Below are 25,349 nucleotides of genomic sequence, written 5' to 3' on the forward strand. Positions count from 1 at the left end.
GACATGCGCCTTGCCACGGTCAATATATCGGGGTCGCCCCGCGTAGGGCTGGTGGATGGCGATGACATCCGGCTGCTGCCGGAGCATGAGGGCGACATGGTCGCCCTCATTGCGGCAGGATGGGCCCGGATCGGGCAGATCGCTTCTGATCCAGACCTTCAATCCGTGCCATTGTCGTCGGTCCGCCTCATGGCTCCAATCCAGCGCTTCGGTCGCGACGTGCTTTGCACGGGGTGGAACTACTGGGACCATTTCGAAGAAAGTCGCGGCAAGCGCGAAGGTCAGGACGTCGATCGACCAAAAGCGCCGACCTTCTTCACCAAGGCGCCGTCTACCGCAATCGGTCCTTATGATGAGATCGGGCTCGACCGGCATATTTCGGCCAAATGGGACTATGAGGCCGAAGTCGCCCTGGTTATCGGCAAGCGTTGCCGCAGTGTCTCCACCGCTGAAGCGCTTGATTGCGTCTTCGGCTACTTCCTCGCCAACGACGTTTCGCAGCGCGACCTTCAGCGCCGCCACGGGGGGCAATGGCTTAAGGGAAAGAGCATCGATGGCACAATGCCTATCGGTCCCTGGATCGTATCCCCCGATGAGTTGGACCTAGCCGAGATTCGCCTGGAAATGACCCTCAATGGCGAGGTCATGCAGAGCGCCCTTTTGAAGCAGATGGCTTTTCCGATCGCCGAGCTGATAGCGGAGCTTTCCTTTGGCATGACCCTGGAGCCAGGCGACGTTCTTCTTACCGGCACGCCCGCGGGTATCGGCAATGCCAGGGAGCCGCAGGTCTTCCTGAAGCCCGGCGACCAGATGGTCGTGTCGGCAACGGGGCTCGGCGAATTGCGCAACAAGGTCGTGGCGGCCGACCTGCATGGCGACACTGACATACCATCTATGGAGCAGGCAGGATGAAAGCTCGGTTCGATGCTGGCGGCGACGTCGTCGTGATAACCGGAGGAGCCAACGGCATCGGACGTGCCCTGGCGCTTGCTGCCTCGCAGGCGGGTGCCAGCGTCGTTGTATGCGACATGGACGAGGCGGCGCTGGCGAGCCTGCAGGCCGAGGCGCCGAATGTCGCGATACGGCACCTTGACGTGAGTGATCGCGACGCCGTCATGACCTGCTTTGCGGAGATCGAAACCTCCATCGGTGCGGTGGATGGCCTGGTCTGTGCGGCGGCGATCCAGCCCCGCACGACCATAGCTGCGATGGATCCCCGCGAGTGGGAGAAGGTGATCGCGGTCAATCTCAACGGCGTCATGTGGTGCTATCAGGCGGTAGTGGGCTCCATGATCGCTCGCCGCAAGGGTTCGGTCGTGGCATTTTCATCGGGGCTGGCCCACCAGGGTTGGCCCGAGGCTTCGGCCTACGCCTCGACCAAGGCCGCGCTGGCCGCGTGGGTGAAGAGTGCGGCGAAGGAAGTCGCCAGACACCGCGTGCGCGTCAACCTCATCGCGCCTGGCGTGATCGACACGCCGCAGTATCGCGCTGCAAATGCCGGAAGCGATGACGCCGGCTGGAAGTCCACGCTCGGTGTGGGCCGCCCGGAAGACGTCGTTGGGCCGTTGATGTTCCTGCTCTCCGATGCTGCCACGATGACGGCCTCGGTGCTGAGCCGCGACATGGCCTTTTCGCGAGACGAGATCTAGGAGTAAACCTTCATGAAGCCGGTTCTAATCGTCGGCGCGGGCCCGGTCGGGCTTATGACGGCGCTTGCGCTGAAATTCTACGGTATCGAATTCAGGTTGTTCGAAGAGGACGGCGAATTTTCAAGCGATACCAAGGCAGGAACGATCCTGACCCGCACGGTGGAGGCGTTCCGTCGCTACGGCGTGGACGAGCAGGTGCTGTCACGAGCGTTGCGCCTCGACGAGATCGGGGAAATCGAACGGGCGACGAATGCCCGCAAGGCCTCGGTGAAGACTGAAATGCTGTTCGAGGAAACGCGTTTCCCGTTCGTGCTCAACATCCCGCAGCACCATCTCGAACCCATTCTGGCTGGTGGCCTGGCGGACCTTCCCGGCAGCTGTGTCAATCTGGGGCACAGACTGCTTTCCTTCGAGCAGACGACCGAGGGCGTCGTCGCCCGCTTTGACACCCAGTCGGGCGTTAAGGAAGCCGAAGGCTCCTACCTGATCGCATGCGACGGCGGACGCAGCACGGTTCGCACGCAACTGGGTATCGAAGTCGAAGGCATGTCGCTCGATGTGCGCTATATGCTGGTCGATATCAAAGTTGACCTCGATGCGTCGAACCCTCGCGATTATCCCTATCTGGCGTATTTTGCCGATCCCGCGGAGTGGATGATCCTGGTGCGCCAGCCCCATTGCTGGCGTTTCCTTTTCCCGCTGGCGCCGGGTGCCGACGAGGCCACGCCGGCGGAATTGGAGGCCAAGGTTCGGCATTTCATCGGCGAGGTCAATTCGCTCGAAGTCATCAATACCGTCACCTACCGGGTCCACCATAGGATCGCCTCCAAATGGCGCAACGACCGCGTGTTCCTCATGGGTGATGCCGCTCACCTGATCACGCCGATGTGGGCGCTGGGTCTCAATACGGGAGTTCTCGATGCGCTGAATCTGCCTTGGCGGCTTGCCTGGGTGTTGCGCGGCTGGGCGGATGACAGTTTGCTGGACGGCTATGAGCGCGAGCAGCGACCGCTGGCCGCCCACGGATCGGGCGAGATGGCGGAAGCGGCGCGCAAGCTGATGGACGGGGTCAAGGAAGGTTCCCGAGCGATGTCCGGCTCCGACTGGGCAAACGCCATGACGCGCTCGATGCTGGGCGTGAGGATCGACCCCGATGGCGGCGGCAACTGGTCGATCGTCAAGACGCAGCAGGAGCCAATTCGCGTGGGTGACAGGACGCCCGACATGCCGCTGTTCGACGGCCAGGGCAGGAGAGTCCATCTGCACGACCTTTGCGATGATAGTTTCGTGGCGCTCTATTTCACGGACGTTCGCCGCCGGCCGCAAATTGCCGCGTCGGATCTGCCTGGACTGCGCTCTTACTTCGTGTCGCGCTGGGACGCACCGCTGGATTCGGGTTTGCGCGATCAGGCCCTTCTGGACATCGGCAGCAAGGTGCAAATGCGGCTCGGATGCACCGACGACACCGTTGTGCTGCTACGTCCCGACGACCATGTTGCCGCGATCTTGCCAATCGTGCCCGGCGCGATCGAGGAGGTCTACAGGCGAATTCTGGGGCGCACGTCATGAGCGCGCCTCTCCCAGCCATTCGTCTGGACGTCCATGCCCATCTCGCGCCAGTCGTGCCCGATCGTCTTGTTGGCCTGGCGGGAGTAGCCTGGGATTCGGAAAACCGGGTCATGACGGTGGATGGCCACGCCGTGGGCATGAAGCAGCTCTTCCAACCGGAGGCGCTGATGCGCTGGATGGATGAGAACAATGTCAAGCATGCGTTCGTATCGGTGCCGCCACCTCTCTATCGGCAGCACCTTCGCGCCGAAGAGGCACGCGGCTGGGCGGACTATCTCAATGAAGGTCTGGACAATATCGCGAAGGCGTCCGCGGGACGCCTCAGCGCTTTGATGCACTTGCCTACGGAGTGTCCCGACCAGGCGGCAGCGATCGCCGGGGATTGGATCGGCCGTGGCCATGCGCTTTTTGCCATGCCGGCGGGGACGGGTGACAGCCGTACGCTCGCCGACGCCGAGTTCGAACGGCTCTGGGCGGTATTGGACGCAGCCGAAGCCTTCGTCTTCTTCCATCCGGGCGAATGCTGCGACGGCCGCCTCAAATCCTTCTATCTGACAAATCTGCTCGGCAATCCCTACGAGAGCACTGTTGCCTTGGCTCATCTGGTCTTCGGAGGCGTTCTCGAGCGCTACCGGCGCCTCACACCGTGCTTCGCGCATGGCGGTGGCCTGCTGCCGATGGTGGCAGGGCGGTTCGAGCGCGGTTTCGCGACCGCTCGTCCGGGTGTCGACACGAGCCGGGTGTCTCCGGCCGAATTGCTGGGCCGGATCCATGTCGACTGCATATGCCATAGCCAGGCGGCCGCAGGGCATGCCGAAGAGACTTTCGGCGAAGAAAACGTCTTGTTCGGTTCCGACTGGCCCTTTCCGATGGGGCTTGTCGAGCCGCACGAACAGCTTGCCGACTTTTCCGACCAGCGGCTGCGCAACTATTTCGACGGCAATCCGAGGCGATTGCTTGAACGTCTCAAAAAGAGGTGAGGACCATGGGCGACACCCATATGCCCGAAAATACTACACTTGGCCCGATCGGTGACGAGGTCATTTTCGAAAATGAGTTCGTTCGGGTCTGGCGCCTGTGCCTTGAACCGGGACATGTTCAGTCCTGGCATCAGCATGATCTGCCCTATCTGATCGTGCCGCTTACCCTGGGCGACAACGTCATGCGCTTCAGCGACGGCCGCTCGAGAGAAACCAAGGAAACGCCCGGCGAGGTGATGTGGCGCGAGCCCGGCATTCCGCACGAGCTGGAGAATGTCGGACAAAGCGTTTATTCCAACGTTCTGGTTGAGTTCAAGCGGGCTGCCGCCGTTTAACCGGCGCGTCTGGGCGGGAGGCAGTTCCGCCTCGGGAGACGTGAGGGCAATACAGCATTTTGGCTTTCCGGACCACGATGCCGGAAGCCGCGATCCGCAAAGCTTCAGGAGCTGAGTGTCCGGGCGTGTGGCCAGGCCAGCTTCGGGCGGTGTCGAAAAGGATTGCAGGAAAACTGAAATATCATGTAAAGTTTCAACTTGATGGGAGAGCAAAATGAAACTTAAGTCATTGCTTTTTGCCGGCTTCGCCCTGGCGGCGTTGCCATTTTCTGCAGCGCGGGCGGAGCCGGTCGTGCTGCGGGCAATCACCCCTTGGCAGGTCGAATACGACATGAGCCAGGCCCTGCTGATGTTCCGCGACATGGTCAACGAGCGCCTGGCTGGCAAGGTGGAGGTTCGGTATCTGGGAGGACCGGAGATCGCAGATCCCGGTAACCAGTTTGATGCCATGAAGAATGGCGTGGTCGACATGGTGCTGACAGCCGCTGCCTACTATCGCAGCGAAGTTCCGGCTGCGGCCGCTGTCATGTTCACGAGCAAGTCTCCGACCGATCTGCGCAAGTCAGGCTACGCCGACATCATGCGCGAATTGCACGCCCAAGCCGGCGTGGAGTACCTCGCCAACACGGCAGGGGGGAAGAAATACCGTCTTTACTTCAAAACTCCGATTGAAAATCCGGATTTCTCCGGCAAATCGATCCGTGTTTCACCTGTCTACCTGCCGCTGGTGCGCGCCTTGGGGGGGACGCCGGTAAACGTCGCGCCGAACGAACTCTACACGGCGCTGGAGCGCGGCGTCGTGCAGGGATATGGCTGGCCTGAAACCGGTATTCGCGAGCTCGGTCTCCAGGAGCAGACCAAATATGTTCTGGATACTCCCTTCTATTCGCTCGATACCGCGCTGCTGATGAACAAGTCTGTCTATGATGGGCTTCCCGACGATGTGAAAGAAGAACTCCAAAAGATTTCGGTCGAGTTCGAGAGCAAGGTAGAAGAAAAAATAGGCGCGCTTTTGCAGGACGAAAATGAACACCTGCGCAAAGAAGGCCTCAATTTCATCCGCTTCTCGCCCGAGGATGAGGCCCTTTTCCTCAAAACTGCCTACGAGGCTGGCTGGAACGATTTCCTCGCCCAAAACAAGACCCTGATCGACGCCAATCCTGGCTTGGTTGAGCGTCTTGAGGTTGCGGGCAACTAGCCTGCAACCGCTTTACCGGCGCGCGCGGTGCGCGGGATCGCGCGTGCATGATCTGGGTTCGCCATGCTGGCGGGCGGTCAGAGCAGATTCCATTACGGATCTCTCCTTAATTGGATTCTCGAAAGCGTAGATCAATCCATGTGATTGGATTGAATAGTAATGAAAAAATGTGATCCAAATGAACACCAGGTGTGTTGGAGTTCGATAATGAATCGCGCCTACAATACTTTTTTAGACATCTGCGGTGGCGTGTCAGCCATACTGATAGCGTTCTGTGCATTGGCGGTCAGTCTTGACGTTATCCTGAGATTCTTCGGTGAGTCGCTAATGTGGGTCTTCGAGGTGACGGAATTGCTGCTCCTGTATGTGACGATGCTGGCTTTGCCTTGGCTGGCGCGCGAACGCGGTCACATTTGCGTGGACGTACTGGTCAACAACCTATCGCCCGCCAATGCCGCGCGCCTCGATGTCTGCACCAACATGGCCGTTGCGGCGATCTGCCTTCTCATCACCTGGTGGGGTGGCCTCAGCACTGTGGATGCGTACTCCCGTAACCTGACCAATGATGGGCTGGTTCAGTACTCGTTGTGGATCTCCCGCATCGCAATTCCCTTCGGCTTTGGTCTGGCCGCGATCGAATATCTGCGTCTTTCCGCTCAATCCGCACGCAAGGGAGTCTCCAAATGAGCGGCATCGCAATTCTTTCGCTGATTTTTGGGGGACTGGTCGGGCTGCTCGTGATCGGCATGCCGATCGCATTCGCATTTGCAACCGTCACAATCGTGTCCATCATCTTTTTGCAGGGGTGGGGGGCGCCACTCCAGTCTTTCGTCCTTTCAATCGACTCAGGGGTGACCAACTTCACCTTGCTGCCGATCGCACTGTTTGTGCTGATGGGAGAATTGCTCTGGCAGTCGAACATCGCCAACAAGGCGTTGAGCGCCATCGACAAATGGTTTGGTCGCGTTCCCGGGCGCCTTAGCCTGTTGTCAGTAGCTAGCGGTACCGCCTTCTCCGCGCTTAGTGGCTCCACGCTCGCCAACACGGCAATGCTGGGCAAGATGTTGCTTCCCGAGATGAAGCGCAAAGGCTACGCAGACGGCATGTCGATGGGCCCCATCATCGCGAGTGGCGGCCTGGCGATGCTGGTGCCGCCCAGCACGCTCGCCGTGTTCTACGCAACGATCGCACATATTTCGATCGGGGCATTGCTGATTGCCCTGATCCTGCCGGGCCTGCTGCTTGCGTGTTGCTATGGGGCATTTATCGTGATCTCGTGCTGGCTCAACCCGGCGCTGGCGCCGCGCGAAGAAAGCTCGGACTTCAACCTCAAGGAGGCTTTGCGGGAGCTCGTCATCTACATATTGCCACTGTCGGTGGTGGTATTCAGCGTGGTCGGGGTCATATTCATGGGCATTGCAACGCCTACTGAAGCCGCCGCGCTGGGCTGCGTGTCATCGCTCATCATGGCCTTTTGCTATGGTGGTCTCTCGACGAGAAAGCTCATCGACGCGGGCATGGGTACCGTGCGGATCACCGGCATGATGCTGCTGATCATGGCCATGGCGATTGGCTTTAGCCAGATCCTCGCCTATTCGGGTGGTGGCCGTGAGCTGGTCGGCTTCGTCAGTACTCTGTCGCTCCAACCGCTTATGCTGATCGGTCTGATGATGCTGGTCGTACTGGTGCTCGGGTGCTTCATGGAGCAGATCGCTATCATGTTGATCACTCTCCCGATTTTCGTGCCATTGCTGAAGCTGATTGATGCCGATGGCGTCTGGTTCGCGGTCATGATGTTGATCAATCTGGAAATGAGCTTGATGACGCCTCCTTTCGGCATGCTCCTTTTCGTCATGAAGGGGGTCGCGCCGGACGGGACGAGCATCGGTTCCATCTACAGGGCATCGCTCCCCTATCTGGCCATCAATGGTCTGGTGATCGCACTGATCCTGTTCAATCCGTGGATCGTCACGATCCTGCCGTCGATCATGAAGTGAACCAGCTATCAACACACAGGAATACCATGCTCCATCCAAAGGAAATATTCGGTTTCGATCCGCTCCCGGCACGCCCTCGGTTCACCCTGCCTGCTAATGCAAGGGTGGCCGTCTATCTGATCGTCAATGTCGAGGCGTGGGCCTTTGACAAGCCGGTGCCGCGACAATATTTCGGTGCTCCTGGCGGAGCCTCGGTCGTGCCGGACGTGCCTAACTGGTCTTGGCACGAGTATGGCATGCGGGTTGGCTTCTGGCGGCTGCTCGACAGTCTCAACGCACGGAAGGTGAGGGCATCGGCGGCCATAAATGGCGAGGTGATAGAATCGCATTATGAGCCGGTAGCGCGGGCCATCCGCGATGCAGGCTGGAACTTCATGGGGCATGGCTATCACCAGAAGCCGGTGCACTTGCTCGAGGATCCGGCAGCTGAGATTCGCCGGACATTTGAGGTGATCCAGGGCTACTCGGGCGTGGCGCCCAAGGGATGGCTCGGTCCCGGACTCCACGAGACGCCGGAAACGCTGAATCAGCTGGCGGCCGCGGGCTTCAGGTTCACGGTCGACTGGCCGCTGGACGATCATCCGGTGCGGATGAGGACGAGCCATGGAGACATGGTTTCGATCCCCTATTCCGTCGAGATGGGTGATCTTCCACTCATGGTGGCGCATCAGCATGAATCATCCGCCTGGCTGGATCGTGTGACCGACCAGTTCGACCGGCTTTATGCCGAAGGCGAACTGCAGCCCCGCGTCATGTCGATGAGCATTCATCCTTACATTATGGGCGCGCCGCATCGAATGAAGTATTTCGAACAGGCACTCGATCATATCCTGGGACATGACGGTGTCTGGTTCACGACCGCCGAGGATATTTTCGACTGGTACGGCAAACGAGCTTAGGTATATGCCGCCAAGCGGCCCACTTTGCCCCCGGCCCCGATGTCGCCCAGCATGAAGCCGATGCCACATGGAAAGGGCGATTACAGCGCTTCCACTGACGTTTGATGACGGCTTGTCGTCATGTGTCAACGCGCCAGTTCGCGAGGGATGTTAGAAGAAGGCAGAAACCGGAGGTTGAGGAGCAATCAGCTGGACGCGCGATATCTGGCGATCTCGTTTTGCCGCGCGGTTCTGATCGCGGTCATTCTTTTCGGCTGCCTTGCCGTGGCGATGGCGGTCGGCATGGCGCTTGCCGACGCCGGTTATCTCGGAACATGCCAGGATGGCTCCTGCCAACTGGCCGCGGCTATTTTCATCATGCCGCTTGGTGGCGTTGCGCTTTACGTGGTCACGCTCGTGGTCTGGTCTGTCGTGACAGTCAGCAAACGGGGATGAAGCCGGATGCGCCGAAGCGCGAGTGGCCCTGCAACCTGGACGGACGCAAGCGTCAGGGCATGACTTTGACGTGGCGGGCCGTTGGCACCGGGAACACGCGATCGTAGGCGACGTTGAAGGCGAAATTGTAGACCAGATAGAACGCAACGATCCCCAGATCGAGTATCAAGGTATCGATCAGCGTCATGTTCAGGTACCAGGCTATCGGCGGCAACAGCAGGATCAGCAAGCCGAGTTCAAACAGAACGGTGTGAGCCAGGCGCATTCTGAAGCTCTTGGCGGTGTGGCCGAGCATCCGGCGCATGGCGTGGTCGAAACCAAGGTTGAACACGAAAGTCCAGATCGTTGCGATTGTGGCGGAGCCGATGCTCACCACCCCCATCTGCAGGATTGGCTTGTCATATAAATAGGCGGCCGCCGGCGTGATGATCGCCAGACCGATGATCTCGAACATCAGAGCGTGCCGGACACGGTCGGGGAAGCTGCGCATGATAGGACGTTTCTTGTTCTCGTTGACTTGCGCTCCTTATATCTCCAAATACAGCATAATAAAGTTACATACTATCTGGTTTCGATATAGATGGCGGTATCCCTGGAGCAACTGGAGGCCTTTGTCGCTGCGGCGACACACGGGTCTTTTTCGGCGGCCGGCCGTGTGCTTCGCAAGGCTCAATCGGCGATAAGCACGCAGGTTTCCAATCTGGAGGAGGATCTCGGTGTGCTGCTGTTCAGCCGGGAGGGTCGCAATCCTGTCCTGACCGCCGCCGGCGAACGGCTGCTTCCGGAGGCGAAGGTGATCCTTGATCGCCGCACCCATCTGATTGGCGTCGCTGCGAGCTTCGAGGCGCATGTAGAGAAGCGTCTCGTCGTTGCAATCGACGAACTTTATCCTGAGCGGGCGCTCGCGGCGCTGTTCGCCGAGTTCGCACAAAGCTTCCCCCATGTTGAACTGGAGCTGTTGTTTCCGATGATGGAAGATGTCAGCCAGCTCGTTCTGGACGGAAAGGCCGATCTCGGGGTCATGTGGCAGCAGGAGGCATTGCCGGGCGCAATTGCGTTTCACACGCTCGGCTGGGTGCCGCTGAAACTGGTGTGCGGCAAGGATCACCCTCTTGCAAGAACCGTCGTGGAGTGGGAGGAACTCAAGCGGCATCGGCAATTGATGGTCGCCGTTCGCAGCGAAGGTGCGGGCAAGCAGCGCTTGCGCACGGCTGCCGAGGTCTGGTGGGTGGAAAGCCACTGGGTGATCCTGCAGATGGTCAAGCGGGGGATCGGCTGGGCTCTGGTGCCGGATCACATCATCGCCAACTCGCCCGTTGTCGCGGATCTGGTGACGCCAGCCCTGCAGTTCGACAATGCGGATTGGCCCGTCGCGCTGGAAATGGTCTGGCATAAGCAACGGCCGGGTGGCCCGGCAGCAAAGTGGTTGCGCGAGCGCATCGCCGCCCATCGTCTTGGCGCCGCGCCAAATGGCGCTGGAAACCATCCCTGAGCTTCAGGACAGGCGTTTTCCCCACTGGAGAACCTACACAGCGGTGAGGCCGTAAATGGATCGGGCCACCGGTCCTCGATCAACGCCCTTCCGGGGTCCTGCTGACGGCCAGTTGCCTCGTGGCCGGGGTCTGTTTCCATTCAGCTTGCGCCGGTTGCGGCAGACCGTGGCCGGCGTTGAAAAGGAACAGCAGCACCCGCGATCCGGCGATGATACGCAGGCCGAGGACAGCACAGACGACGGCAATAACCGGCAGCGAGAAGAAGGTGATCGCAAACAGGTCCGATCCGTAATTGCCGAAAAACCGCCGGAAGATGATCCCGCCGAAATTGAACAGGATGGCGTGGCTGCAGAACAGGAAGAAGGCGTAGGGTTCCAGCCTCCGGCACAGCCTGGCGAGTGCGGAATGCCGTATCGCGCCGGTCAGAAACCAGAAACCACCGGCCATGGTCACGCGCAGCAGGGTGTCGAGCGTAAGCCGCAGAGTCGGGTTCATTTCGCTGAGGAGGATTCGTTCGATGCGGATCGTCAGGAAAATGGCGACCATGATCGCAAGCCCCACCGTCAGCGCGCCAGCCATGCGGTCGATGGTCCGGGTATCCGGTTCGGCGATGCGCAGCCACATGCCAAGGCCGAAGAACAACAGAAGCTGCGGCCGCTGCATGATGAGGAGATCGTCGCCAAACACCATGAAGGCCACAAGTCCGAGCATCGTGATGACCGGGACACGCTTCAACCCGGCATAGAGCGCGGGCGAAAACACGCAGCAAACGAAAAGATCCCGCAGGAACCAAAGCGGCACGTCGAGCGGCCATGTCGTGAGCGCAAAGAGCGCATTGGCCATGCCCATCATGGAAAATTCCGGCATATCGTGCCAGTTGCCGCTGATCAGGCCGTAGACGGCCAGCAGCGCCAGCATCAACAGGTTCCAGGCGACCAGCGGCACGACCAGCGTGCGCGCCTTGGACTTGACCAGCCGCCAGGCACCTGCCTTCCGCAGGCTGGCGACGACGAAATAGCCGGAGACGATGCTGAGCAGCGAAACGGAACTGAGGCCGAGCAACCGCGAGAAGATGAAATAGACGATGTCGAATGCCCCGGCATCGCGATCATAGACGTTCTCGGCTATTCCCGGCTGGACGTGGACGAACATCATGAGGAAGATGCAGAGGAAACGCGCGATGCTCACGCGTTCCGACACATCCGGTGGGACGCGGTGCGACGAAGGGGGAGGGGCGCTACTGGTCTTCAAGTCCAATCTCCTTGAAGAATTGGGCTGGTCCCGGTATCCCGACTTTTGTCGGCACGGCCTCTTTCAGAAGCCGGAGCGAAGGACGCGAAGCGGCGCCGCTGCCGCAGGCAGTGCGCGTGAGAACCATGGGAACAGCCACCTGTTGCAGACACAGCGCATGCAGCCCCGTTTGATATTCGCCCAGCACGGGAATGCCGGAACGCGATGAAAACGGTCGCACGCCTTTTCGGATTGGGTAGAAGCGGCATCCGGAATCCGCGCCGCCGCTTGCGGCTCGACCCGAGCGAGATTGCCATCTATGCGATCGGGGATGTGCATGGCTGCCTCGACGAACTCCAGGCACTCGAACAGCATATCGAGGAAGATGCCCGCACTCTGCCCGACCGCAAGCTGATCGTGATGCTTGGCGATTATGTCGACCGCGGCCCGTCGTCAGCACAGGTCCTCGACCATCTGATTGCACCGGCACTGGTCGGCTTCGAGCGCATCTGCCTGGCCGGCAACCACGAAGTCGCCATGCTGGACTATCTGGAAGGCCGCGCCAGCCTACAGTCATGGCTTGCCATGGGCGCGGAGCCGACACTGTTTTCCTACGGCATCGACCACAATCGCCTGCGCGACCTCCACCGAAACGCAAGAGAGGTCGATGACGCCATCCGCGATGCCATTCCTGCTGCCCATCGCGACTTCCTGCGGTCCCTGCCGGTCCTGATCGAGGCGGACAGATATGTCTTCGTGCATGCGGGCATCCGCCCCGGCGTGGCGCTGGCCAAACAGACCGATCACGATCTGGTCTGCATCCGGTCGGATTTTTTTGAAAACGCTCGTCTGCTCAACCACTATGTCATACATGGACATACGCCCATCGAGGAAGCGAAGCGCGAAGGCATGCGGGTCAATCTCGACACCGGTGCGGTCTTCAGTGGAAAGCTCTCGGCGCTGCGCATATGGCGTGACAAGGGCCGATACCTGACCAATTGAAAGTTCCGCACCCGGAGTTCTTCTTGCCCAGATCATGCTTTCTCCATCCGGCCGGTCTTGGCTCCCGGTGAAACCTCCTCGACATAGTAGGAGCCGTAGCGATCGAGATATTGCTCGGCGCCGCCAAGTTGCCCGTAACGCGCGAGCTTCTTCATGTCGGTCTTGTTGAGCACGATGCCGAGCGTCCGGGCTGCGATCTGTCGTTCGGTTTGCAATATGGAGCGCACCAGAACGCGCGGTGTGGCGCCCCATTCGGCCACCATCACGAAGCCGTCGGCCAGTGGCGCGAACGCCTTGGCATCGACCACCGGCCCCAGCGGCGGCAGGTCCACCACGATATAGTCGAAGGAGGCGCGCATCTCCTCGATGAGGCTGGCCATGGCCGGCCCCGAAATCAGCTCACTGGTATGCGACAGACGCCTGCGTCCCACCGTGGGCAGGATGGTTAGCCTGGTCTTGCGGTCGGTGAGGCAAACATTCTGCCAGCGCACATCACCGACGATCGCTTCCACCAACCCTTTTTCCGGCAGCGGAAGGCTGCGGCTCAGACCGGGGTTGCGCAAGTCTGCATCGATCAGCAGCGTCCTTGCGCCATTGGCAGCAAGGAGGCCGGCGAAATTCGCTGCCACCGTCGTCTTGCCTTCCCTGGGCAATACCGAGACGAAGCCGATCACCTTGCATGGGCTGTGGTGCAGAACGACATCGGCGGCCAGCTTGACGTTGCGCAGTGTCTCGGCAAAGGACGAACTGGGCGCGTTGATCGCCACGCGAAGCATGCGCGGCGTGACCGTTTCGGGGCCCGGCTGGCGTGCTTTCTCTCCATTCGTGGCGGCCTTTCCTGCGGTTTCGACAAGCCTGTTCCCGACTCGCGGCAGATAGCCCAGGAAATTTAGGTCGAGGGAATCGCGCACGTCGTCGCCGGTGCGGAAGAAGCGCTCGCGAAATTCCTGCACTGCCCCACCGGCTACGCCGGCAAAGAGGCCGAGCACGAGCGACAGCCCCAGCACCATGGACTTGCGCGGACTGGATGCGGTCGTCGGATCATCCGCCTGCGAGATGACCCGCGCCTGTGCGATCGGGAACGAACGCTGCTGGGCCGCCTCCTCATAGCGTGCGAGGAACGCCTGATAGAGCGTGGCCAGGGCCTGCGACTTCTGCTCAAGATTGCGCAGTTCGACCTGGTCCTTGCCGGTCATCGAGTTCTTGCCCGACAGCTCCCGGACATTCGTCCGCAATGAATCCTCGCGTGACTTGGCCACCTGATATTCGTTGCGATAGCTTTCCGTCAGGCGTTGGAGCTCGGCGAAGATCTGCCGGGTCAGGTCGGCCTCCTCGCGGCGCAGCGCCACGGCCTGCGCGTGATCCTCGCCGAAGCGGCTCGAAATGTCCTGCTCGCGCTTGGAAATGCTCAAATAGCGCGATTTCATCTCGTTGATGGCATTGGTGTTGTTGCCGCTGGTACCCTTCTCCGCCGGGATCGTGGCGTTCTTGACGGCGTTGTCCGGGCCGTTGTCGACAATGGCCTTGAACTGATTGTAGCGGGCGAATGCGTTGGCCGTATCGGCCTGGGCGAGAATGACCTGGCTGTTCAGGTCGGAAAGTTGCTGCTCCGACATCAGCTCGCCCCGCGCCGCCGTAAGACCCGTCCTGGCCCGAAACTGCTCGACGGCAAGGGCAGCTTCCTGCGAGCTGCTGCGTAGGTCGTCCAGACGTCCCTGCAGCCACACCGTGGCGCGCTGGGTGGCGTCGAAATTGGCGTTGAGGTGATCGGAGAGATAGGCGTCCGCATAGGCGCGCGTGATCGCGCCCGCCAGCCTGGGATCGTGATCCTCGAAGGAAAGCTCGATGACCAGGCTGCGCCCCACACGCTCGGCCCTGAGCCGGGACTGGAGCAGCCCGACAGCCTTCCCGATCCTGGCATTTTCATTCGACGACACCGGCGAGGATAATCCGGCGACTGATTTGACCGTGGCCTTGAACCAGGCGAGCGGCGAGCGCGGCGGGTTGAGGAAGGCGTCATTGTCCTGAAGCTTTTGATCCATCACCACCGAGCGGGCAAGCCGGCTGGATTTCAGGATTTCGACCTCGCTCAGCACCATCGCATCGGCCTGCGGTCCGGCGGGTGGCGTCTGCTTGTCCTCAGCGAATTTGGTCAGGCTGTCATCGAGCAAGATACGCGTGGAGGCCGTGTAGAGTGACGGCGTGAAGACGAGATAGAGCGCGCCAAGCATCAGGCCCAGCAGCGCGAAAAGACCGACCAGCCTGAGTTGGCGGCGCGCGGCGGCCAACAGCATGTCGAGATCGATGAAGTCGTCCGCACTTGTGGCGGGCATCACACTTCGGTTCTTCAATGGGAAACTTCCGTGGTTCATGAACTTGCCTGCCAATACCGCTTCATTACGAGGAATCGGCTGCGGCGTGCGGCAGCCGATCCCTTTTGCCTTTACGTCAGGCCGCCTGAGAGTGACGCCTGTGGGAAACGACCATCTCCTGGATCGGTCCGAACACCATGTCGCGCATGTCTTCGCGGGCCAGCGCGAAGGCGACGTTGGCCGCGATGAACCCGTCCTTGGAGCCGCAGTCGAACATGCGTCCGTCGAAAGGGGAGGCGAAGAATTGTTGACTGGCTGAAAGCCGCACCATCGCGTCGGTAAGCTGGATCTCGTTGCCGGCACCGCGTTTCTGAGTGCCCAGAATGTCGAAGATATCCGGCTGCAGCACGTAGCGACCGTTGATGTAATAGTTGGACGGTGCGGCTTCCGGCGCGGGCTTCTCTACCATTTCGGTGATGGCGAAGCCGGAACCTGCCTTGGCGCCCTTGCCGACGATCCCGTAGCTGCCCGTCTCCCTGGGGTCGCATTGTTCGACGGCGATCACATTGCCGCCGGTTCGTTCGTAAAGGTCCATCACGCGCGACAAACACCCCTTTTCGCCGTAGGAAACCATGTCGGGCAAGAGCAGCGCGAGGGGCTCGTCGCCGACGATGTCGCGTGCGCACCACACAGCGTGGCCAAGCCCATGCGGCGCCTGCTGGCGGGTGAAGCTGATCGCGCCCGGCCGTGGCTGAAGCCGGTTGAGCGAGGCAAGCTGCTCGTGCTTGCCCGTGCGGGTGAGCGTATCCAGCAGTTCGGGCTGGATGTCGAAATAGTCCTCGATGACATGCTTGTTGCGCCCGGTGACGAACACGATGTGCTCGATGCCTGCCTCCAGCGCCTCATCGACCGCATATTGCACGACCGGACGGTCGACTACGGTGAGCATCTCCTTGGGCATGGCTTTCGTCGCCGGGAGAAATCGCGTTCCGAGTCCTGCGACCGGAATCACCGCTTTTCTGACTTTTCTCATCGCTTCTTCCCTGTTTGAGATCGGGGTCCCCGCCGATTCAAAATGTGTCTGTTATCTGATCCGCGCAGCCGCACCCGGCGCCTGGAGCGACGATGCCAGACGGCGCAGCCGCGCTGCGATCGGCATTCTGAGGTGTTTGAGTGCGGCCGGATCGCGCAGTGCTGCACCCGCCGCCCGCAACGGTGCGCCAGCTTTCAAATGGCCGACCAGAAGCAGGAAGGATGCCGCCTGTTGCAGGCTGCGGGTGCGCCGCGCCTGCTGTGCATTCGCCAGCGGATCGAGGTGGTGCGCGCGAACGAAATCGGCATCTGCCTTCAGCAGCGCCTCGACATGATGCAGTTCCAGGATGCGCGATATGGAGCCACTGCGAATGTGGTAGCTATAGCCCACACGCGGCTCGACAATGCAGTGCGCACCCCGTGCCAGCGCCGAGGCCAGCAGCAGATAGTCTTCGCCGATGCGCAGGGCTTCGTGGTAGCGCAAGCCCTCGCGCTGGATGAAGGCGCGCTCAAAAAGCGGCTTCACATAACCGAGAGAGAACCCTTCCTCGAACATGATGTTGCCGGCGATAAAGTTGGCGAGATCAAGTTCGGCACGAGCTTTGAGGAAATCCGCGTCGAACATGGCTTGCGGATCGCCCGCGCTATCCTCCACCACTTCGAGATTGTCGATAACGATCTGCGCATTCGCCGCCTTGGCGCGGTCGATCAGGCGTCGCAACCGGTCGGGATGGACGGTATCGTCCGAATCGAGGATTGCAACCCAGCGTCCGGTGGCGGCATCGATACCTGCATTGCGCGCACCGCCTGGGCCGCGATTTTCATCGAGCGCGATCACCTTGACCTGCTCCGGCGGAAAGGCGCGGGCGATCTCGACCGTGCGGTCGCGCGAGCAGTCGTCAACCACCACCACTTCCACGGTCACCTCGCGCTGGGCAAGTGCGCTTTCGATAGCCCGTGCGATGCATTCTTCGGCATTGTAAGCGGCGACGATGAAGCTGACATCAGGTTGCATGGCTCTGCTCCTTTGTCGGTTTATCGCCATAGAGACGGATTTCGCGCAGGCCGAGCAGGGTGCTGACCACGCCGACATGCATCAGGCCTCGCAGGGCCTGCCGATTGCGTCGATGGGGTGCCGGGGCAAAGACGAGCGCTACGCCAAAACTGAACAGCGCCTTCGCAGCCGCCAATCCGGCCTGCGTCAGCCGGAGATGCTTTTGGGCCAGCAGCCGGCCGTGGGTCTGGCCCGAGCGGAAGCGTCGCTTCGCCAGCCATGAAAAGCATGCCCGTTCTGTCGTGACGGGCTCGTCCACGACGGCATCGCGGGCATAGGCGATTTTGCCGCCTGAACGATGAAGCTGTGAAAAATAGTCGGTGTCCTCGCCGCCGGTGCGTCCAAGCGCCAGATCAAAGCGTCGACCCTGGACATGGGGCGATGCACGCCGGAGCAGCACATTGCCGCTGTAGCCGGTGCGGATTTCGCCATTGACCCAGACAGGTTCCGTGGAGTGGAAATCGCCCCGGCGCATCCACACGGGCGCGGAAGCCGAATAGACCGCCCGCACCGGCCCCAGCACCGCATCCGCACCGGTATTCCTCGCCGTTTCGACCAGTTCGGCCAGCCACTGCGGTGAGACGGTTGAATCGTCATCGACGAAGGCCAGGAAATCGCCGCCCGCTGCATCGAGGCAGGCATTGCGGGCAAGCGAGATGTTGGAGGCCGGGCAATGAATATACTTCAGCTCGAATGGCAGTTCCCGGGACAGGGCCAGGACCAACTCGCGCGCGCTCGGCCGTATATCGTTGTCGGCGACGATGACGCCCACTGCCAATCCGTCCGGCAGGTCGAGCGCGGCGAGCGAGCGCAGCGTCTGCTCCAGATACGGCCGACGATACGTGCATATGCAGATATCGATCAGCGTCGGGGAACTTTCGGGCGGAGTACTCATGACGCCTCCACTCCGCGCTGTTTCCAGTGCTGTTGACGCCAGGCCTTCGCATATTCCAGCCAGAAACCGGTGGACCATGCCAGATGCATGGTCATGGCCGATATGCCGGCCAGCGGTCCGTGACGATCACGCTGGCTCACTGCCAGCCAGGCGCCGTAGCCGATACAGGCCGCTGCCCACAGAAGGGCTGGGATGAGAGCTGTCGGGCTCAGAACCGCCAGCGCCATGCCGGCCACCGCCGGAAGCACGAGCAGCGGGATGGCCTGCCGGGGCTTGAGCTGCGTGCCATGCTTGAGGATGTTTTTCGCGCGGCCCCGGCCATAGCCGAGATACTGCCGGAACAGCGCGCGCGGCGTCGCGCGCGGATAATAGGTCATGAATGTCTTGTCGGTCATCCAGATGCGATAGCCGGCGGTGGCGAGCCGGTGGTCGAGTTCCGCATCCTCATTGTGGCTGAAGCTTTCGTCATATCCGCCTACGGCGCGGAAGGCTTCCACGCGCATCAGGGCGTGATGTCCGTGGTCGGTCCAGTGACCCGGCGCGCCTTCGCGGTGAGGCGAGCCGCCGTTGCCGAGCTTCGAGTTCTGTGCCATGGCCGTTGCCTTCTGGAACGGCCCGAAGCCAATTGTGGCCATCGAAACGACGACCGAATCCGCCGCTGTCTCGCGCGCCTCCTCCAGAAGCAACTCACAATAGCTGTCCGGATAGCCCCCATGGGCATCGATACGGATGAAATAGTCGACCTCATGGCCGAATGCGGCCACGGCGAGATTGATGGCGGCGCTTTGCAGCCGGCGCTCATTGTCGAGCAACACGACACGCGGTTGCGCCGAAGCGATCTCGCGCACCGTCGCGCGCGTGCCGTCGGTGCTGCCGCCGTCGGCCACCACGATCTTCATGCCGAGCCGCTCTGCGGGCTCAAGAAGCTGGTCGATCAGATCGCCAATGTGATTGACCTCGTTGAGGCAGGGGATCACGATCATGCAACTGGCTGCGGCTGCGGGTTTTATCCGGCTTTCGGGCCTTTCGAGAATTTCTTCACTCATGCCGCGACCTCCACCAGCACGTCCCGGTATCCGCCGCCTGCAATATGGCCGAGGCGCTCGACCAGCCCACGACACTCGGCAAGGCCGCAGACCCAGGTGTGATTATCCTGCGCGGCAATCGCCTCGCGCATCGCTTCAAACTCTTGCGGGCTGATGACGGCAAGCAGGGCGGTGAGCCTGTCCGCTCGCGGTTCATCGAGCAGCAGGCCGATACGACGCTCGGCGAGGAAGCGGGCGGTTTCGGTGCCCTTCATTGCCAGCGGCACCGCGCCGAAGCGGCAGCCTTCATAGAGTCGGTTGGGCAGCAGCCAGTTCGAATTCATGCCCTCTTCGAAGAAGTCGATGGCCCAGGAAAAATGCACCTCGCCATAGATGGCGGGCAGATCCTGCGGGTTCCGATAAGCACCCTCGAAGCGCATATGCGGCTCGGACCCGACGAACCCGTCGAAATCGTCGAATTCGACATGGGCGGGCCTGCCGCGCAACACCACCTCGAAACGGCCGTCCATGGCGCGTGTGAATTCAGCCAGCAGTTTCAGCGACTTGGTGCAGCGCAGCGCGCCAAACCATCCAATGCGCCACGGTTCGCCTTCCGGGGGCGACGGCGTCGGGTGGAATGCGGCGTCAGCGCCGGAAAGCTGCAGCATCTTGTTCTGGAGCAGGAGCACCGGTGCGTGCGACTGGCCATAGGCTTCAAAATAATCGCGGACGAAGGCTGGCGAACTGGTCAGGAGAAGCGCGGCGTTGCGACCGAAAAATCTCTCTGCACCCCGCATCGACCTTGCAACCCCACCCGGCCCCAGCAGCAGGCGGTGAATATCCAGGCATTCATAGACGATCGGGATGTCGGCGCCGAACATGGCGCGCGCCCTGTTGGCGAGCGCCAGCATTTCGAGATTGCGGCCGATGACAATGTCGGGGCGGTCGATGCTCTTCAGTTTCGTGCCGAGCGTCAGCGCCGCCTTCGCCACCGCAAGCAGGCGTTGACCGAAGGCGCGGTTTTCCGTCACGCCAAGATCGATCGGCACGATGCCGTCGAAACCCGGCACGGTTTCGCGCCGCCGGAATCCAGCCAGCGTGACCCGCGCGCCGCCAGCCTGCAACATGGAGACGCGTCGACCCACCGCCGGGTCGCAAAGATCATGGACCAGGTACAAAACATGCAGCATGGCATTGTTCACCGACGATAGATTCGTCGGCCCTTCAGCGTATGCAGACAGGTGACGGTCTTCATTGCGTACCCTGTTTCAGTTTGCAGACGATGGATTCGGGGAACTGGCAAGGATCGTCCGGGGCGGTATAGGAAACGCGTTCCACCTCGGCGGTGACGGGCGCGCCCGGATCTTCGAAGGCGCCCATCCACGAGGTCAGCGTGTCGCTGCCCCACAGGCTCAGAAATATCTTGGAGGCGTGGCTGGGCAGCTTGTCGGGATCGGTGGCCTCATCGACGAGAACCCCGTCAACATACCATGCGATCCGGTCCTTCTCCCACACAAAGGCGTAGTCGTGGAAATCCTTGTCCGCGCCGCCGGGCACCTCTGCCAGCTTGGCACTGCCGACGCTCTTGGCGTTGACATACTGGTTGACCTGCACCTTCGAAGGGTCCTTGCCGAGCACTTCGAAATCGATCTCGTCGTGAGGCTGTTTGTCCACGGGACCGATATAGCTGAAGAAGCCGGTGTTGAGACCGGAACCGGCCACCGCCTTCATGCGCACCTCGAAGGTGCCGTAGCCGTAGCGCTCCTTCGTCTGCACCTCGCCGCAGACATGATTGCGCTCCTTGTAGTCCTGCTTGGCGAAGCCGAGTTTCAGCTTGCCGTCCTCGACGCTCACCTGCTTGGCCGACCATGTGCAGTTCTGATGGTCGCCGTTCGACCAGCCGTCGGAAATGTACCAGCGCTGCCTGTCGAGTTTATCGAAATCATCCACGAAGGACTTGCCGGATGCCTGTCCCGCATTTTGCGCCTGTGCCGGCAATATCGCCGCTGACAGGGCCAGCGCGCCTGACAAAAGGTAGAGTGCGGAGTTCTGCACCTGGATTTTCAACATCGAGACCGTCCTACTTTCTGTGCAGACCCGTCAGGGGCCAGCTTCAATTTCGAGCGAATGTTGCAACGCACATAGGACGGGTAGGGGGATGGTAATGTGGCACGCAGCCGGATTTCCGGGGAAGGCCCGATAACTTTTTATGAGCGCGGGTTAATGTGTTCGCTGCCGGCAGTTTGCCTGCAATCGCAGATTGCCCCGTTTTCAAGGGGAAACCGATCCGCCCAGTCGCGCATTTCGGTCACGAAAGCCAGTTGCCGCTCCAGAGTTCGGAGACGCGCTTCATAGCGCATCATCGCATCCGTCAGTTCATCCACGATCAATGACATGGCCGGGTCCGGGCGGTCGTTTTCGAGTGACTGCTGGGAGAAGGCCGCGCGCTCCATCGTGCTTTCATGACGCGCACGCAGCCCGTCGCGCTCGCGCGTGATGGCGGTGCGGAAATCATCAAGAAAGCCGCATAATTTGGCGATGCGCTGCACATCGGTCTCGTCGTCCCGTTGCTTGCTCCGGACCCGGAACGGCCCGGCTGTGCGGATTTTGAACCATGCCATGACAAAGTCCCCTCCTTGATCGCCTCTATTCCGCCGCGGCAGCTGCGGTGCCGGTTTGCGCGTGCCAGTTCCATGCTGTGCGTACGATCGAATCGAGATCGTGGTGAGGCTTCCATCCGAGCACGGCGCCGGCCCTGGCGTTTTCGGCGACCAGCGCCGGCGCGTCGCCGGGCCTGCGCGCCTCATAACGCATCGCGAATGGTCGTCCGGAAATGCGTTGGACCGTGGCCAGCAGCTCCTGCACGGTCGTGCCATGCCCGGTGCCGAGATTCAGTGCCGTGCTTTCGCCGCCATCGAGCAGATATTCCACCGCCCGCCCATGCGCGTCGGCCAGGTCCGCAACATGGACGAAGTCGCGGATGCAGGTGCCGTCACGCGTGTCGTAATCGGTCCCGAATATGCTGAACCCGGCGCGCTGGCCGAGTGCTGCCTCGATCGCCAGCGGAACAGCATGCGTTTCGGGCGTATGCCGCTCGCCGATGCGCCCTTCCGGGTCCGCGCCGGCGGCATTGAAGTAGCGCAGCACCACCGAGCGGAACCCCTGATGGCGGTCGAGGTCCGCCAACATCTGCTCGACGATGAGCTTGCTGCGCCCATAGGGATTGATCGGGTCCTGCGGATGCGTCTCGTCCATGGGCAGGCTCCGAGGCTGGCCATAGGTCGCGCAGGTGGACGAAAAGACGAGCTTGTCGACACCGGCCTCCCGTGCCGCCAGCAGCAGGCTCAGCGTTCCCGCCACATTGTTGTCGAAGAAGGCAGCGGGCGCCCGCACCGATTCGCCCACTTCTATGAGGGCTGCAAAATGCACGATCGCCGCGGGCCGGTAGGCCTTCAGCACTGCGGCCAGCCGTTCCCGGTCGCGTATGTCGCCGTGTTCGAGCGGTCCCCATTGGACGAACTCGGCATGGCCGTTGGAGAGATTGTCATAGACGACCGGCGTGAAGCCGCGTTCGGCAAGGTCCAGGCAGGTATGCGAACCGATGTAACCGGCGCCGCCGGCGACGAGGATGTTGGACATGCAGTTCCTTTCGATCAGGTTTCCTGTCGGTTTTCGCTTGCGGGCATCGCGTTTCGCTGCTGCATGAGTTCGAACAGTTTCCTGAGGAGCTCGCGTTCGGTCAGGACAAGCAGCAGGCCGTAAATGACCGCGCCTGCGGCGGCGCCCACCGCCGCCTGCGACAGCGCGTTCCACCAAAGGCCGCCCGGCAGGTCGGCCTTCACATGCTCGAGCATGTAGCGCACCGCGACAGCCATGATGATGGAGGCAACCATTGGGCGCGTCGTCACATAGAAGCTGGAAAGGAATGCCGTGCCGCTGGTGCGGAAGACAGCCCATGAATAGAAGACCAGCGTGATCGCATTGGCCACGCACAGCCATATCATGGCGGCATGGAGGCCGCCGGTGACGGCGCCGTAGCTGACAAGGCCATAGACGAGTGCGGCGCGCAGCATCGCCACCCACCACAGCACGTCGGATCGGCCCGCCCCTTTGAGGAAGGGGATATAGGTGCTGCAGGGCGACATGATGCCTTTCGAGACGGCGAGCAGGCCGAGCACGGGCCAGGCGTGGACCCATTGCGGGCCAAAGATCAGGAACATTCCCGGTTCCGCCACCGCCCAGAGGCCGAACATCATCGGTGCCAGCGCCACGGTCGTGACCTGCGTGCTCAGCATCAGGGCGTCGGTGCGGCGGCGCGGATCGTCGTTCATATGGCTGAAGACCGGGAACAGCACGCCCATCAGCCCCGCCAGCAGCACCTGATTGGGGATGCTGGAAAAGCGGTTGGCAGCCGAATAGGCGCCGGCATCGGCAAGCCCCAGATGCCGTGACACCACCACCAGCGGCGACTGGAAGGTGATGAAGTTGAAGATTTCCGAGCCCATGATGCCGAGGCTGTAGCGGGTGAGCGCGCCAACCTTGGCCAGAGACAAGACTAATCTCGGCCGGTAGCCGGTGGCGTGGAAGAGTCCGCCCAGCCGCACGATCGCCGACACGAATAGCTGTGCCACGAGAGACCATACGCCGAAACCGAGCAAGGCGAGACCGACGGCCGTTATCGCTCCGACCGATTCGGAAAAGACACTCCAGCCGGCGTCCTTCCGGAATTCCATGCGCCGCGCCAACAAGGAATAGGCGACATCGCCGCACAATTGCAGTGGCACCAGCAGGGCCATCACCTTGAGCAGATAGGCGGCCTCCTGTGCGCCAAGCCACCCGGCGAAGGGCAAGGCCCAGATGTAGATACAGGCAGCCATCGCCGCCGCGACCACGAGATTGACCCAGAAGACGGAATGCACCGTCTCGGCGTCCTCCTCCCGTTCGAGGATGAGCGAAGCCGAAAGCCCGGCGCTGCCGATCATGGTGAGGAACATCACCACCGTCTGGGCGACGGCGACCACTCCGAACTCCTGCGGGCTGAGGATGCGCGCAAGGATCGGGACGGTGACAAATTTCAGCCCGAATGTGCTGGTCTTGGAAAGCACGCTCCAGCCGACGCTGTTTGTCACGGTTCTCAGGTTAACTGTCGTTGGCATGGACGAGCGCCGTTCCTTTCGAGATCGGACTCAGTTCGTCAGCGAGCCCTGCGGGGGGCACCGACCGGAATTCACCGGGACCCGAGCGGTCACCTAGACTCCTGAAGGCGCGAAAAAATGACGAAGTGCACTGTCATCATTCCCTACTACCAGCGAGAGCCCGGAATCCTGGCCCGCGCGCTGCGATCCGTCCTTGCGCAAACCCATCCGGATTTCGATGTGATCGTCGTCGACGACGCCTCGCCATTGCCTGCCGACAACGACCTGCAGGAATTTTCCCTGGAAGAGCGAGCGCGAATTACCGTTATAAAACAACCGAATGCCGGCCCCGGTGGGGCACGCAACATGGGGTTGGACCATGTGCCGGCGGATAACCCCTATGCCGCCTTCCTCGATTCCGACGACGAGTGGATGCCCGACCATCTGAAGAACGCCGTGGCGGCCATGTCACTTTTTGATGCGGACTGTTACTGGGCTTCGATCGGAGGTGGCGAGGAATTCTACTATCACTTCGGCGTCGCCGACCTCGCGGGCACCACAGACATGGTGCGCCTAAGCGACGATCCACCCATCGTCGAGCTTCCCGATCTTGCCGGCACTATGCTAAGAAACTGGAGCTTTCTGCACCTGTCCTGCATGGTCATCGGCACGAAGCTGGTGCGCAACATCCGCTTCGAGGCGGCCCTCAGGCTCGCGGCCGAAGACGTGCTTTTCTTCTACGATTGTGTGCGCAACGCCACCCGAACCGTGCTGTCAGAAGAAAACGGCGCCGTGCGTGGCGAGGGCATCAACATATTCCACGGCATGGACAGTGATTCGCCGCTGTTCCTGAAGCAGCAGTTCAACACCTGGGTGGCGCTGGATCATCTGGAAAGCCGTTTCCCCCACCGCGCCGAGGACAGGGCCTCGATCGAGTCCTACAAGCAGACCGCGCGCAACCAGGCGCTCTGGGGGCAGGCGCGGCTGGTGAAGGCGCATAAGGCGCCGCAACTGAAGCAGCTTGCGCAATGGGCGTGGCGCGATCCGAAGATATTGCGCAGCGCCGTTCAACTCGCCGTCGGCAAGATCGCCAAATAGGAGGAGGAACG

At 61.3% G+C, this 25,349-nt stretch carries 25 protein-coding genes; 13 read left to right on the plus strand and 12 right to left on the minus strand.

Annotated features, from left to right (window positions below; translation table 11 throughout):
* The first annotated feature begins 3 nt into the window (after positions 1-3).
* From C7441_RS13875 to C7441_RS13920, 10 genes are all read left to right on the plus strand, one after another.
* Positions 4-912 carry a fumarylacetoacetate hydrolase family protein gene (locus tag C7441_RS13875; RefSeq protein ID WP_109613370.1) on the plus strand — a complete coding sequence of 303 codons (909 nt, stop codon included), beginning with the start codon at positions 4-6 and terminating at the stop codon, positions 910-912.
* Positions 909-1,649: an SDR family NAD(P)-dependent oxidoreductase gene (locus C7441_RS13880; protein ID WP_109613371.1), complete on the plus strand. Its 741-nt coding sequence runs from the start codon at positions 909-911 to the stop codon at positions 1,647-1,649. Before C7441_RS13875 ends, C7441_RS13880 begins: the two co-directional genes overlap by 4 nt.
* A 12-nt stretch (positions 1,650-1,661) precedes the next feature.
* Complete coding sequence (locus tag C7441_RS13885) at positions 1,662-3,218, plus strand: FAD-dependent monooxygenase (RefSeq protein ID WP_109613372.1); 1,557 nt, start codon at positions 1,662-1,664, stop codon at positions 3,216-3,218.
* Entirely contained in the window at positions 3,215-4,198 is a 984-nt protein-coding gene (locus C7441_RS13890) for an amidohydrolase family protein (protein WP_244916154.1), read from the plus strand. The genes C7441_RS13885 and C7441_RS13890 overlap by 4 nt, the downstream gene beginning before the upstream one ends.
* Positions 4,199-4,203: 5 nt before the next feature.
* Positions 4,204-4,533, plus strand: coding sequence for a cupin domain-containing protein (locus tag C7441_RS13895; protein WP_109613374.1), 330 nt, complete (start codon positions 4,204-4,206; stop codon positions 4,531-4,533).
* 214 nt (positions 4,534-4,747) lie between these two features.
* Complete coding sequence (gene dctP, locus C7441_RS13900; RefSeq protein WP_109613375.1) at positions 4,748-5,731, plus strand: TRAP transporter substrate-binding protein DctP; 984 nt, start codon at positions 4,748-4,750, stop codon at positions 5,729-5,731.
* 207 nt (positions 5,732-5,938) lie between these two features.
* Positions 5,939-6,418, plus strand: coding sequence for a TRAP transporter small permease (locus C7441_RS13905; protein ID WP_170125134.1), 480 nt, complete (start codon positions 5,939-5,941; stop codon positions 6,416-6,418).
* Positions 6,415-7,728, plus strand: a complete 1,314-nt coding sequence (locus tag C7441_RS13910) for a TRAP transporter large permease (RefSeq protein WP_109613377.1) — start codon at positions 6,415-6,417, stop codon at positions 7,726-7,728. Before C7441_RS13905 ends, C7441_RS13910 begins: the two co-directional genes overlap by 4 nt.
* A 26-nt stretch (positions 7,729-7,754) precedes the next feature.
* Entirely contained in the window at positions 7,755-8,627 is an 873-nt protein-coding gene (locus C7441_RS13915; RefSeq protein ID WP_109613378.1) for a polysaccharide deacetylase family protein, read from the plus strand.
* A 174-nt stretch (positions 8,628-8,801) separates the two neighbouring features.
* A complete protein-coding gene (locus C7441_RS13920; RefSeq protein WP_109613379.1) occupies positions 8,802-9,062 on the plus strand; it encodes a hypothetical protein in 261 nt (86 codons plus the stop codon).
* Between the two features lie 52 nt (positions 9,063-9,114).
* Here the strand turns inward: C7441_RS13920 and C7441_RS13925 are convergent, their stop codons facing one another.
* Entirely contained in the window at positions 9,115-9,552 is a 438-nt protein-coding gene (locus C7441_RS13925) for a PACE efflux transporter (RefSeq protein WP_109613380.1), read from the minus strand.
* Between the two features lie 90 nt (positions 9,553-9,642).
* Here C7441_RS13925 and C7441_RS13930 point away from each other — a divergent pair, with 90 nt between their 5' ends.
* Positions 9,643-10,554: a LysR family transcriptional regulator gene (locus C7441_RS13930; RefSeq protein WP_109613381.1), complete on the plus strand. Its 912-nt coding sequence runs from the start codon at positions 9,643-9,645 to the stop codon at positions 10,552-10,554.
* A gap of 79 nt (positions 10,555-10,633) precedes the next feature.
* Here C7441_RS13930 and C7441_RS13935 read toward each other — a convergent pair whose 3' ends face one another.
* Entirely contained in the window at positions 10,634-11,743 is a 1,110-nt protein-coding gene (locus C7441_RS13935; RefSeq protein WP_109613444.1) for an acyltransferase family protein, read from the minus strand.
* Positions 11,744-12,010: 267 nt separating this feature from the next.
* Between C7441_RS13935 and C7441_RS13945 the strand changes: the two genes are divergently transcribed.
* Positions 12,011-12,787, plus strand: a complete 777-nt coding sequence (locus tag C7441_RS13945) for a metallophosphoesterase (RefSeq protein ID WP_109613383.1) — start codon at positions 12,011-12,013, stop codon at positions 12,785-12,787.
* A gap of 32 nt (positions 12,788-12,819) precedes the next feature.
* Here C7441_RS13945 and C7441_RS13950 read toward each other — a convergent pair whose 3' ends face one another.
* The 10 genes from C7441_RS13950 to C7441_RS13995 all read right to left on the minus strand — a co-directional run bounded on the left by C7441_RS13950 (position 12,820) and on the right by C7441_RS13995 (position 24,261).
* Complete coding sequence (locus C7441_RS13950) at positions 12,820-15,138, minus strand: Wzz/FepE/Etk N-terminal domain-containing protein (RefSeq protein WP_425326588.1); 2,319 nt, start codon at positions 15,136-15,138, stop codon at positions 12,820-12,822.
* A 97-nt stretch (positions 15,139-15,235) separates the two neighbouring features.
* Positions 15,236-16,132: a UTP--glucose-1-phosphate uridylyltransferase gene (locus tag C7441_RS13955; protein WP_109613385.1), complete on the minus strand. Its 897-nt coding sequence runs from the start codon at positions 16,130-16,132 to the stop codon at positions 15,236-15,238.
* A 51-nt stretch (positions 16,133-16,183) separates the two neighbouring features.
* Complete coding sequence (locus tag C7441_RS13960) at positions 16,184-17,146, minus strand: glycosyltransferase family 2 protein (protein WP_109613386.1); 963 nt, start codon at positions 17,144-17,146, stop codon at positions 16,184-16,186.
* Positions 17,136-18,080 carry a glycosyltransferase family 2 protein gene (locus C7441_RS13965; RefSeq protein WP_109613387.1) on the minus strand — a complete coding sequence of 315 codons (945 nt, stop codon included), beginning with the start codon at positions 18,078-18,080 and terminating at the stop codon, positions 17,136-17,138. The genes C7441_RS13960 and C7441_RS13965 overlap by 11 nt, the downstream gene beginning before the upstream one ends.
* Positions 18,077-19,063: a glycosyltransferase family 2 protein gene (locus tag C7441_RS13970; RefSeq protein ID WP_170125141.1), complete on the minus strand. Its 987-nt coding sequence runs from the start codon at positions 19,061-19,063 to the stop codon at positions 18,077-18,079. Before C7441_RS13970 ends, C7441_RS13965 begins: the two co-directional genes overlap by 4 nt.
* 59 nt (positions 19,064-19,122) lie before the next feature.
* Complete coding sequence (locus tag C7441_RS13975; protein WP_170125136.1) at positions 19,123-20,295, minus strand: glycosyltransferase; 1,173 nt, start codon at positions 20,293-20,295, stop codon at positions 19,123-19,125.
* Between the two features lie 61 nt (positions 20,296-20,356).
* The gene (exoK, locus tag C7441_RS13980) at positions 20,357-21,175 is read right to left on the minus strand and encodes an endo-1,3-1,4-beta-glycanase ExoK (protein ID WP_109613390.1); all 819 of its coding nucleotides are present in this window, start codon (positions 21,173-21,175) and stop codon (positions 20,357-20,359) included.
* A gap of 137 nt (positions 21,176-21,312) precedes the next feature.
* The gene (locus C7441_RS13985) at positions 21,313-21,726 is read right to left on the minus strand and encodes a hypothetical protein (protein ID WP_109613391.1); all 414 of its coding nucleotides are present in this window, start codon (positions 21,724-21,726) and stop codon (positions 21,313-21,315) included.
* Between the two features lie 25 nt (positions 21,727-21,751).
* Complete coding sequence (galE, locus tag C7441_RS13990) at positions 21,752-22,744, minus strand: UDP-glucose 4-epimerase GalE (protein ID WP_109613392.1); 993 nt, start codon at positions 22,742-22,744, stop codon at positions 21,752-21,754.
* A gap of 14 nt (positions 22,745-22,758) precedes the next feature.
* Positions 22,759-24,261 (minus strand): lipopolysaccharide biosynthesis protein, encoded by a 1,503-nt coding sequence (locus C7441_RS13995; RefSeq protein WP_109613393.1) that lies wholly within the window; start codon positions 24,259-24,261, stop codon positions 22,759-22,761.
* 117 nt (positions 24,262-24,378) lie between these two features.
* Between C7441_RS13995 and C7441_RS14000 the strand changes: the two genes are divergently transcribed.
* Positions 24,379-25,338 carry a glycosyltransferase family 2 protein gene (locus C7441_RS14000; protein WP_109613394.1) on the plus strand — a complete coding sequence of 320 codons (960 nt, stop codon included), beginning with the start codon at positions 24,379-24,381 and terminating at the stop codon, positions 25,336-25,338.
* Positions 25,339-25,349: the final 11 nt, after the last annotated feature.

Source organism: Pseudaminobacter salicylatoxidans (assembly GCF_003148475.1).
Classification (GTDB): domain Bacteria; phylum Pseudomonadota; class Alphaproteobacteria; order Rhizobiales; family Rhizobiaceae; genus Pseudaminobacter; species Pseudaminobacter salicylatoxidans.